The following is a 10,545-nucleotide window of genomic DNA, read 5'->3' as shown; positions in this document are numbered from 1 at the left end:
TGCGGCATCTGCTGTGGATGCTGCCGGATCAGCGGGCGGTGCTGCGGCGTTGGGTGCGGCTGCTGCGGCCGGGCGGGCGGCTGGTGCTGATCGAGGGGCGGTGGGGCGAGTCCGAGCCCGTCGGGCTGACCGCCGCCGAGCTGTCCGCGCTGGTCGGGCCGTTGACGGAACGGCTGTCGGTCGAGGAGCTCGCGCCGGACGCGGCGCTGTGGGGTCGGGCCGTGCACGACGAGCGGTATGCCCTGGTGGCGGACCTCGCGCCGGTTCGGCGGCATCGGGAGATCGTCGATGTGCATCTGATCCTGCGCCGGGGCGGGGACGTCCTCCTCGCGCGCCGGGCGAACACGGGCTATGCGGATGGGCTGCTGCATGCCCCGTCCGGGCATGTCGAGGACGGTGAGGACGTGCGTGCCGCGATGCTCCGGGAGGCGGCCGAGGAGATCGGGATCAGGCCGGCCCCGGATGAGGTGCGGGTCGTGCTCGTGCTGCAGCACAAGGCGCCGACCGGGGACGCGCGTACGGGGTGGTTCTTCGAGGCGGAGCTGGGGGAGGGCGGGCGCGAGCCGGTCAATCGGGAGCCGGAGAAGTGCTCCGAGCTGGGCTGGTTCCCGCTGGACGCGCTGCCGGACGACATGGTGGCGTACTGCCGCGCGGGCCTCGAGGCGTATCGCGCGGGGCACCGCTTCGCCCTCCACTGGCATGAGCCGGACGACCCCATCGCGTACGCCCCCGAGGGGCCCGACCGGCTGACCCCGCTCTGACGGTCGGAGGTTATGGGACGTTGTCCCGTTTCGTTAGACTCGGCCGCGAAGGGAGGGTGCGGTGAACGACAACGATCGAGACGCGGAGCGCGCGGCCCGGCCCAAGCGGGCGGACGCGCGGCGCAACGAGAAGGCCCTGCTCGAGGCCGCCGCCGCGGTGTTCGTCAGCTCGGGCGTGGAAGCGCCGATACGCGATATCGCGGCCAAGGCCGGTGTCGGGACGGCCACGATCTACCGCCACTTCCCGACCCGCGCGGATCTCATCGTCGCCGTCTACCGGCACCAGGTCGAGGCCCTCGCCGAGGCCGGTCCCGCCCTGCTGGCGAGCGGCGAGACCCCGCACACCGCCCTGGGTCAGTGGATCGACCTCTTTGTCGACTTCCTGGTCACCAAGCACGGCCTGGCCGCCGTGCTGCAGTCCGACGACCCCTGCTTCGACCCCCTGCACTCGTACTTCATCGACCGGCTTCTGCCCGTCTGCACCCAGCTGCTCGACGCCGCGGTCGCCTCGGGCGAGATCCGCTCCGGCCAGGACGCCTCTGAGCTGATGCGCGGCGTCGGCAGCCTCTGTGCTGGTGCCGGCAACAACCCCCGCTACGACGCACGTCATCTCGTCGGGCTGCTCATCTCGGGGCTACGCCGATCGCGCTGACTCGGTTACGCCGAGAGCTCCCGTACGTAGCGCCACTCCGTGGCCGCCGGTTCGTAGCCGAACCACTTGTTGACCGCCAGCATCGGGCCGTTGTCGCCGTCGTTGCCGGTGAACGCCTCCCGGCAGCCCGCCGAGCGGGCGCGGCGGAGGGAGTCGTTCTTGGCCAGCTTGGCCAGGCCGCGGCCGCGGAAGGCGCGGAGGGTGCCGGTCATACCGGACCAGTAGCGGCCCCGGCCGTCCGTGTGGGCCACGCTGTAGGCGGCCACCGCGCCGTCCACCACCGCCACCGATGTCAGCTCGCGGTCCAGCGCGGGATGTTCCCAGGTCAGGGCCAGCCACTCGGCGTACGCCGGGGCGGCCGTGTCCACATCGCCCGGCTCGTCCGCCGTGCACTCCACATCCGCCTCGTACAGCGGACGCGGATCGTCCGCGAAGTCCGCCGCCGTACGCAGCTCCACCCCGTCCGGGAGGCCGCCCGCGCTCAGCGGCGGCAGCGCCGCCGTCGTCAGGTCCAGCCGCTGGACACGGGAGCAGCGGCCGCGCCGGTAGCCGCGCCGCTCGGCGAAGGTCACCGAGGACGGCTCGTCCAGCGTCCAGGTGAAGATTTCGCGGTGCCCAGCCCGGACAGATACTCCTCCGCGGCGGTCACCAGCGCCGAACCCGCGCCCCGCCCGCGCGCCCCCGCGCTCACCGTCGTATTGGCGAACGCCAGCCCCGGCTCCTCGCTGTCGTGGAAGACACCCACCTCGCTCGAGCCCACCACCTGCCCATCCGCCTCGGCGACCAGCAGCCGGTAGTGCTGTTCGACGGGCGCGCTCTCCGACTCCCAGACCACCGTCCGGGGCGTGGTCACCAGAAAGGGGAAGGCGGAGCGCCGCGCCGCCGCCACGGCCTCCGCGTCGGTGGCCCGGAAATCGCGCACAGTCATGGTCATGGTTGCGCAGATTACGGCCTGTCAGCCCGGCCCGCCCCCCATTTCCGCAGCTCGTGGGCTAGATCACCGGGGCCGTGCGCTTCCTCTCGGCCTGGCACACAATGGGTGCCACAAACACCGTCCCGCACCCATGCCCCAGGAGCCCCAACGTGGCCTTGCAGATCACCGTCGACCAGGACGCGGCGACCGCCCCCTTCGAGCAGATCCGCGCGCGGATCGCCGAGCTGGCCCGCTCCGGCGCGCTTCCCGTGGGCTACAAGCTGCCCACCGTACGCGGCTTCGCCGAGGAGCTGGGGCTGGCCGCGAACACCGTCGCCAAGGCGTACCGGGCCCTGGAGTCGGACGGTGTGATCGAGACCCGCGGCCGGCACGGCACCTTCATCGCGGCGGCGGGCGACGCGACCCTGCGCCGGGCCGCCGAGGCCGCCCAGACCTACGCCCAGCGGGCGCGGCGCCTGGGCCTGGACCGCGCGGCCGCCCTCGCCACCGTCGAGGACGCCCTGCGCGCGGTCTACGGCGACTCCGAGTGACTCGGCCGGGGTGGCTCCGGCAGTGACCCCGCCTGACATGCTGTCCCCATGACCAGCGCGCTGCCCAACCCCATGACCGGCCGTACGACCAGCCGCAAAGCCCTCGTCCGGCGCCCCAGCCCCCGCCTCGCCGACGGGCTCGTCACCCATATCGACCGCACCCCGGTCGATCCCGCGCTGGCCCTGCGGCAGTGGGAGGTCTACGTCGTGGCGCTGCGCGCGCACGGCTGGGAGACGGTGGAGCTGCCCGCGCTGGACGACTGCCCGGACGGGGTGTTCGTCGAGGACACCATGGTCGTCCACCGGAACGTCGCGGTGATCGGCCGCCCCGGAGCCGAGTCCCGCAGGCCCGAGACCGCGACCGCCGAGGAGGCCGTGACCGGCCTCGGCTGCTCGCTGAACCGGATCCGCGAGCCGGGGACGCTGGACGGCGGGGACGTCCTGAAGATCGGCGACACCCTCTACGTGGGGCGCGGCGGACGCACCAACGGCGACGGCATCCGCCAGCTGCGCGCCGCGCTGGAGCCGCTGGGCGCGCGGGTGGTCGCCGTACCGGTCAGCAAGGTGCTCCATCTGAAGTCGGCCGTCACCGCGCTGCCGGACGGCACCGTCATCGGCTATCCGCCCCTCGTCGACGACCCGTCCGCGTTCCCCCGCTTCCTCCCCGTCCCCGAGGAGTCCGGCGCCCATGTGGTGCTGCTCGGCGGCGGCAAGCTGCTGATGGCGGCGAGCGCGCCGCGCAGCGCCGAGCTGTTCGCCGACCTCGGCTATGAGCCGGTGCCGGTGGACATCAGCGAGTTCGAGAAGATGGAGGGCTGTGTGACCTGCCTGTCCGTGCGGCTGCGGGAGCTGTACGGCTGACGTGCGGCTGCGGGAGCGGTACGGCTGACCTGCGGCTGCGGGGGGCTGTACGGCTGACATACGGCTGCGGGGGCTGTACGGCTGAGCAGCCGGGCAGCCCCCTCGCCGTACCCCTCGGCGTACGGCGTCTCAGAGGTACAGCCCCGAGTTCGACTCCGCCGACTGCGACGGCACGGCGGGCGGCCGGGTGCCGCGCCGCAGCGCGTACAGCTCCGCGAGCGTCGCCCCGTCCCGCCCGATGACACCTTCCCGGTCGTCGACCTCCCCGCCGAGCCAGTTGACCGCCTCCGGCCGGGTCAGCTTGCCGACCTCGATCCGGGCCAGACACCGGCCGGGCCGGACCACCGCCGGGTGCAGCCGCTCCAGGTCCTCGTTGGTGGTCACCCCGACCAGCACATTGCGCCCCTGGCCGAGCAGACCGTCCGTCAGGTTCAGCAGCCGGGACAGTGCCTGACCGGCGGTGTGCTTGGCCTCGCCGCGGATCAGCTCGTCGCAGTCCTCCAGGAGCAGCAGCCGCCAGCGCCCCTTGGCCGTGCCGTCGTCCTCGCCGATCGCGATGTCCATCAGATAGCCCACGTCGGTGAACAGCCGCTCCGGGTCCAGGACGCAGTCCACCTGGCACCAGTCCCGCCAGGAGCGGGCCAGGGTGCGCAGCGCCGAGGTCTTGCCGGTGCCGGGCGGGCCGTGCAGCAGCAGGAGGCGGCCGGCGATGTCGTCCGGGGTGACCTTCATCAGCCCGTCCATGGCCTCGGCCACCGGCGCCGTGTAGTTGTCGCGGATCTCCTCCCAGGTCCCGGCCGAGATCTGCCGCGTGGTGCGGTGCGGGCCGCGCCGCGGCGAGACATACCAGAAGCCCATCGCCACGTTCTCCGGCTGCGGCTCCGGCTCGTCCTCCGCGCCGTCCACGGCCTGGTGCAGCACCTTCTCGGCCAGGGCGTCGTCGACGGCGGTCACGGTCACATCGGCCCCCCGGCTCCACCGGGAGATCAGCAGGGTCCAGCCGTCGCCCTCGGCGAGCGTCGCGCTGCGGTCGTCGTCACGGGCCGCGCGCAGCACGGTCGCGGACGGCGGCAGCAGCGTGGCGCCCGACTTCACCCGGTCGACGGAGTGACTGCGGGCGTACGGCTGCTCGCCGGTCGCGAAGCGCCCAAGAAAGAGCGCGTCGACGACATCCGACGGCGAATCGCTGTCATCGACGTTCAGCCGGATGGGAAGGGACTTTTCGGCGGGTGTCGTAGGCAGGGTCTGCCTCCTGAGAACGGGGGGGCTTGGTGCGTCGGTCAGCGCACCCGCTCCCATGATCCAGGACGGAGGGCGAGGGCGCACCAAGGTTTGTGGCCGTTTACCGAGCTGTTCCACGGAAGCCCACCGGAATGGGGGCGTTCACGGATACTCTCACCCGTTGTGGGGCGCACGGGTCCTTCTGGTGGAGATCTTTCAAAAGGGCCTCGGCATGACCACGCTGGCGCCGCTGGTGACCACCTGCTCCAGTCGGCCCGGCGGGGACGACGGGCGGCACGGATCGGAGTCGGCGCGCGGCATGGCCGACATCAGGGGCCCGGGCTGGGGATTCACCCATACTCAGTACAGCGCCGGCCAGGCGCCGCCACCTCGCCCGGCCGCACCCGCTCGAACGTCTCATTGCCCCAGCGTGCCACCCACCGCCGTCCACTTCGCCCGCCAGCCCGCCCGCAGGGCGCGCAACAGCACCATCAGCGGGGCGGGCCCCCTGCGCCTGGGGCTGCATGGCCCGTCCACACCGCCCGGTCGGCCGCCGTCAGCTCCGCCGGGCGTGTTCAGCCCTGACTCCGTGTCATACGTCGCCGCCGTACGAGGCGGGTGAAGAGCGTCGGCACCAGGATCAGCAGGCTCACGGCCCCCACCGCCGCCACCCCGCCGCGCGCCGACCACATCCGCAGCGCCAGCATCGCCTCCGCCACCAGCAGATCCAGCGCGAACGCGCCCGCCACCGCCAGCACCGGGCGGGTCAGCGCGTCCAGCCCGCGCAGCGCGCTGCCTATGGCCAACGCGGGCGCCGCGAGCAGGAAGAGCAGCGTGAACGGCGCCCGCAGCGGTGAGTGGACGTCCGCCAGCGCGAGTGCCGCGCCGAGGCCCGCGATGCCGACCGCGGCGCCCACGATCACCGGCAGCGAATCCCCACCCGCCGGTCTGTTGTCAGTGATGGTATGCATTGGCGACTTTTCCCCCCGAAGCGCCGGATGCCGGGCTTCAATGTCGCGCAGTCGACGGATGCCGTCAAGACGGCGAAAGTGTGCGAACGCGCCATAGAGGGGCGGTCGGTTGAGCCCTCATCAGGGCCGGTCGCGCCGCGTGCGCCGGTCGTGCAGCCAGGGGTGTTCGGGCGAGGTGTTCGGGCGTCGCGTGGTGACTCATCCGGATTCCGGCCGACCTATGGACGTATCAGCCGCGTATCGAAAGATTTTTGCCAACTACCCGCATAGATCGGCCGGTTGCGCGGGATGACATATCCATGTCACACCGCTGAAACCGATCCCGGGCGGCGTGACTGACGGTTTCGAACGCGATTGCCCTTATTCCGGGCCATCGCGCCTCATATCGGCACAGCAGTGATCCTGCTAGGGAGATCGAATGAAACTGTCCAGACTCACGGCGACGATGGGTGCGTTCGTCGTCGGTGCCGTCCTCGCCCTCACCGGGGCCGGCACGGCCCAGGCCACCGAGAACAGCGCGGGCCCCGCCTATGTGGCGCTGGGCGACTCCTACTCATCCGGCGTCGGCGCGGGCAGCTACGACGGCGCCAGCGGCAGCTGCAAGCGCAGCACCAAGGCGTACCCCGCGCTCTGGGCCGCCTCGCACGCCCCCTCGAGCTTCAACTTCACCGCCTGCTCCGGCGCCAAGACCGGCGATGTGCTGAACAACCAGCTCGGCCCGCTGAACTCCGGAACCGGCCTCGTCTCCATCTCCATCGGCGGCAATGACGCGGGCTTCGCCGACATCATGACGACCTGCGTACTGCAGTCCGAGTCCACCTGCGTCAACGCGGTCAACAGCGCCAAGAACTTCGTCCAGAACACCCTGCCCGGCAAGCTGGACCAGGTCTACAACGCCATCAGTGCCAAGGCCCCCTCCGCGCATGTCGTCGTCCTCGGCTACCCGCGGTTCTACAAGCTCAGCGGCTCCTGCATCGTGGGCCTCAGCGAGACCGAGCGCGCCGCGATCAACAGCGGCGCGGATGCCCTCAACTCCGTCACCGCCAAGCGCGCCGCCGACCACGGCTTCAGCTTCGGCGACGTCACCGCGACCTTCACCGGGCATGAGATCTGCTCCGGCAGCGCCTGGCTGAACAGCGTCACCATCCCCATCGACGAGTCCTACCACCCCACCGCCGCCGGCCAGTCCGGTGGCTACCTCCCGGTCTTCAGCTCAGCCGCCTGACCCGCGCGCGCCACCGCTCGCAGGGGAGGAGGTCCCGTCCGCCGGGGCCTCCTCGCAGGTCGTGGCGAAGGAGACATGCCCGGAGGTGCCCGACCCGGGGCTCCGGGTCTCCACCGCGATCCAGTCCTCATGGCTGCCGTCGGCGGCGTACGACAGCTCGGTGTGACGGACCGTCCGGGACTTGTCGCCGCCGAACGCGAGCGTCTTCCAGCCCGGATCGGACACCTTTCCGCTCCCGGTGATCCAGCGGTACTCCACCGTCGCGGGCACGCGGTTGACGGTGAGGGTCGCGGTGAAGGAGGGCGCGCTGTCCTCCGGGGGCGGGCATGTTCCCTGGTAGTCGGCCCGCACCGGCTTCACGACGACCGTGATGGTCAGGGCGGGAGGCCGCGTCGTGCTCCCGGAGGGGGCGCCGGAGGTGGTGCGCCCACCGTCCTTGCCCTTCGCGTCCTTGCTCTCCGCGTCCTTGCTCTCCGCGTCCTCGCCGCGGTCGTCCCCGGAGCCTCCGTGCGCCGGGCTCGCGGTGCCCGTGGCGGCGCTCCCGCCGCCGCCGTTGCCCTCATGGTCCGAGCCGTCGTCGTTCAGCAGCGCCCAGGTCAGCCCGCCCAGCGACAGCACGGCCAGCAGCGCCCCGGCCACCAAGGCCGCCACCGCGGCCCGCTGCCGCCGGGGCGGCGGTGGCTCATCGGCGGGCCCCGCCGGACCGTCCGGGGCCGGGGGATACGCGGGCGTCGCACCGGGCTCCGGTAACCGGCCCAGCGGCTCCGTCTCCGCCGTGGCGGCAGGCCCGAAGGCGTTCGAGGACGACGACGAGCCGCCCGCCGGTGTGCCTCCCGCGGCCACCAGCCGCAGCAGCCGCTCCGCCTCCGTGGCCGGAAGCCGCCGCCGCGGATCCTTGTCCAACAGCCCCTCCAGTACGGAGGTGAGCGGCCCGGCCCGGCGCGGCCGCGGCAGCGACTCGTCCACCACGGCGCGCAGCGTGCTCAGCGGGGTGTCCTGGCGGAACGGCGAGAACCCCTCCACCGCCGCGTACAGCAGCACGCCCAGCGACCACAGATCCGCCTCCGGGCCCGGCGACCGCCCCAGGGCGCGCTCCGGGGCGAGGAACTCCGGGGAGCCCACCAGCTCCCCGGTCAGCGTCAGCGCCGCATCGCCCTCCACCACCGCGATCCCGAAGTCGGTGAGCACCACCCGGCCGTCGTTGGCCATCAGCACATTGCCCGGCTTCACGTCCCGGTGCAGCACGCCCACCGCATGCGCGGCACGCAGCGCGGCCAGCACCTCCGCGCCGATGCGCGCGGCCCGCGCGGGCGGCAGCGGCCCCTCGGCGTCGAGCACATCGGCCAGCGACAGCCCGCGCACCAGCTCCATCACGATCCACGGGCGGCCCTCCATGGCCACGTCGTAGACGGTGACCACATTGCGGTGCGAGACCCGCGCCGCCGCCCGGCCCTCGCGCTCCATCCGCGCGTACAGCCGATCGATGTCGCGGTCCCCGAGCCCGGCCGGGGCGCGCACCTCCTTGATGGCGACCTCGCGGCCCAGCGCCTCGTCGTACGCGCGCCACACCACGCCCATGCCGCCCCGGCCCAGCTCGCCCAGCAGGCGGTAACGGCCGCCGCCCACCCGCTCGCCCTGCTGCCCGAACCCCTCTTCGCTCATGGCCGAGCCCCTCCCCCTCAACCGAGCAATTCGGGCTGAATGTACCTCAACCGAGCGTGGTTGCCGCCCCCCTCAGCACCAATCCGCACCCCAACGCGAGGACGACGGCGGCGGTTCCGACGGGCGAGGCGCGGCGCACCGCCCCCAGCAGCCGGTCGATCCGGCCCCCGGCCCCCTTGCGCGCCGCCAGCCGCTCCGCGGCCCGCACGCCCAGGCGCACCGCGGTGAACCCGGCCAGCGTGAGCGTCAGCGCCAGCCCGAGCCCGTACGCCACCACCAGGACGAAGCCGAACCACGCCTGGCCCAGCGCGGCCGCGCCGACGAGCACGATGACGGCGGAGGGGCTGGGCACCATGCCCCCGGCGAAGCCGAGCAGCAGCGTGCCGCGCAGGGTGGGGCGCACCTCATGGGTGTGGGTGTGACCGTCGCCGTGGTCGTGGGTGTGCGTGTGGGGGTGACCGTGCGCGTGGTCCTGCGTGTGGCCGTGGCCGTGGCCGTGGCCGTGTGCGTGTGCGTGTGCGTGGTCGTGTGTATGCGCATGGTCGTGATCGTGGCTGTGGTGATGGGCCTGCGCATGCCGACGGCGGCGCAGTGCCTTGCGGAGCAGTCCCGCCCCGGCCACCGCCACCAGCACACCGCTCGCGATGCCCAGCCAAGAGATCACCGACGGGGCGGCCGCCGAACCCGCCGTGACCAGCAGCCCCAGCGCGAACACCCCCAAGGTGTGGGTGACCGTCACCGACGCGCCCAGCGCCAGTACGTCGCGCAGCGCGCTGCGCCCGCCCGCCGCGGCGGCCGCCGCCATCATCGTCTTGCCATGGCCGGGGGCCAGGGCGTGCATCGCGCCCAGCAGGACGGCGGTGGCGAAGGCCGTAAGGGCGAAGCCGAAGGTGATGTCGTGGCGCGCCACCATCGAGGTGAGCGCCTGCGTCCACCGGTCCACCCCGCGCGGCAGCACTGACGAGCCCACCGCGTCGTCCCGGTCGGATTCCGCCGCGCTCGCGAGCGCGGGGCCGCCCGCCTTGACCTTCAGCGCGGCCGACCGCTGATCGGACGGCGAGGAGAGCTGCCCCGCCGGGTAGCGGACCAGCCGGTGGGAGGCAGAGGTCCTGGGGACGTTGGCATCAGTGAGCGTCATACGGTCGCCCTGCGCCGTCAACTCCCGCCAGCCGGGGCCCGTACCGATGTCGCGCGGGCGGTAGGCGACCGTCGCCCGTTCGCCGTCGCCCAGCGCGGCCGTGAGGCGGCACTCCACCCGCAGCGTCGGCAGCCCGGCCTGGCCGGGGCGCTGACGGGCCTGCGCGCGCCCGGCGCGTACGGGCACCTCGCGCCCGTCGACCGTCAGCCGCGCACCCTCCGCCGCGCTCGCACACCGCCGCGCCGCCCACGCGCCCAACTCCCGCCCGGACAGCGCGTCGTCGCCGTCGCGGTCGATATCCGGCTTCGCCTGGGCGGCGGGGATCTCGGCGAGGTCCTCGACATGATCGACCCGCAGCGTCCCCGGGGTGACCACGAGCCCGTCGTAACGGTTGACGGTGAAGTTCCCGAGCGGATGCGCCTCGGCACTCCCGGCAGGCAACACCACCATCGCCACGGCCCCCACCAGCACCCCGAAGGCCGCCAGCCGCCAGCGGGCGCGCCGCCCAGAGCTCTGGGTTCGGCCGCCGCGGCCGCGGGGGCGGGGAGTCGGTGGCTGGGCCTCGGTTTGGGATGGGGCCGCGAGCCTCC

9 protein-coding genes and 1 pseudogene are annotated in these 10,545 nt (G+C 73.1%); 5 read left to right on the top strand and 5 right to left on the bottom strand.

The window, feature by feature from the left end:
* Together GWI24_RS32450 and GWI24_RS32445 are read left to right on the top strand one after the other, a co-directional pair.
* A partial coding sequence (locus GWI24_RS32450) for an NUDIX domain-containing protein (protein WP_210949634.1) occupies positions 1-761 on the top strand: 761 nt, incomplete at its 5' end.
* A 61-nt stretch (positions 762-822) separates the two neighbouring features.
* Positions 823-1,413, top strand: a complete 591-nt coding sequence (locus GWI24_RS32445) for a TetR/AcrR family transcriptional regulator (protein ID WP_210949633.1) — start codon at positions 823-825, stop codon at positions 1,411-1,413.
* Positions 1,414-1,418: 5 nt separating this feature from the next.
* On the opposite strand, the pseudogene GWI24_RS32440 reads toward GWI24_RS32445, so the two are convergent.
* Positions 1,419-2,347: pseudogene (locus GWI24_RS32440) on the bottom strand (GNAT family N-acetyltransferase).
* A 149-nt stretch (positions 2,348-2,496) separates the two neighbouring features.
* On the opposite strand from GWI24_RS32440, the gene GWI24_RS32435 reads away from it, so the two are divergent.
* Positions 2,497-2,877, top strand: a complete 381-nt coding sequence (locus GWI24_RS32435) for a GntR family transcriptional regulator (RefSeq protein ID WP_210949632.1) — start codon at positions 2,497-2,499, stop codon at positions 2,875-2,877.
* Between the two features lie 72 nt (positions 2,878-2,949).
* A complete protein-coding gene (gene ddaH / locus GWI24_RS32430) occupies positions 2,950-3,738 on the top strand; it encodes a dimethylargininase (protein ID WP_210949637.1) in 789 nt (262 codons plus the stop codon).
* Positions 3,739-3,867: 129 nt separating this feature from the next.
* Here the strand turns inward: ddaH and GWI24_RS32425 are convergent, their stop codons facing one another.
* A complete protein-coding gene (locus GWI24_RS32425) occupies positions 3,868-5,037 on the bottom strand; it encodes a DUF5925 domain-containing protein (RefSeq protein ID WP_374103366.1) in 1,170 nt (389 codons plus the stop codon).
* Positions 5,038-5,534: 497 nt separating this feature from the next.
* Positions 5,535-5,930: a hypothetical protein gene (locus tag GWI24_RS32420; RefSeq protein WP_210949631.1), complete on the bottom strand. Its 396-nt coding sequence runs from the start codon at positions 5,928-5,930 to the stop codon at positions 5,535-5,537.
* Between the two features lie 418 nt (positions 5,931-6,348).
* Between GWI24_RS32420 and GWI24_RS32415 the strand changes: the two genes are divergently transcribed.
* Positions 6,349-7,155: an SGNH/GDSL hydrolase family protein gene (locus tag GWI24_RS32415; protein ID WP_210949630.1), complete on the top strand. Its 807-nt coding sequence runs from the start codon at positions 6,349-6,351 to the stop codon at positions 7,153-7,155.
* Here GWI24_RS32415 and GWI24_RS32410 read toward each other — a convergent pair.
* Together GWI24_RS32410 and GWI24_RS32405 are read right to left on the bottom strand one after the other, a co-directional pair.
* Positions 7,144-8,817, bottom strand: coding sequence for a serine/threonine-protein kinase (locus GWI24_RS32410; RefSeq protein WP_210949629.1), 1,674 nt, complete (start codon positions 8,815-8,817; stop codon positions 7,144-7,146). The genes GWI24_RS32415 and GWI24_RS32410 overlap by 12 nt on opposite strands.
* A 46-nt stretch (positions 8,818-8,863) precedes the next feature.
* Positions 8,864-10,545: nickel transporter (locus GWI24_RS32405; protein WP_374103365.1), on the bottom strand; the 1,682-nt coding region annotated here is incomplete at its 5' end.

It is taken from the genome of Streptomyces sp. MK37H (assembly GCF_018035285.1).
GTDB classification, from domain to species: domain Bacteria; phylum Actinomycetota; class Actinomycetes; order Streptomycetales; family Streptomycetaceae; genus Streptomyces; species Streptomyces endocoffeicus.
Note: the sequence above shows the minus strand (reverse complement) of the source record. Positions and strands in the feature narration are given on the sequence as shown.

Bases quoted from the DNA above. Each gene is read 5' to 3' on its own strand.
- ddaH (WP_210949637.1), top strand. From the start codon at position 2,950: ATGACCGGCCGTACGACCAGCCGCAAAGCCCTCGTCCGGCGCCCCAGC.
- GWI24_RS32425 (WP_374103366.1), bottom strand. From the start codon at position 5,037: ATGGGAGCGGGTGCGCTGACCGACGCACCAAGCCCCCCCGTTCTCAGG.
- GWI24_RS32420 (WP_210949631.1), bottom strand. From the start codon at position 5,930: ATGCATACCATCACTGACAACAGACCGGCGGGTGGGGATTCGCTGCCG.
- GWI24_RS32415 (WP_210949630.1), top strand. From the start codon at position 6,349: ATGAAACTGTCCAGACTCACGGCGACGATGGGTGCGTTCGTCGTCGGT.
- GWI24_RS32410 (WP_210949629.1), bottom strand. From the start codon at position 8,817: ATGAGCGAAGAGGGGTTCGGGCAGCAGGGCGAGCGGGTGGGCGGCGGC.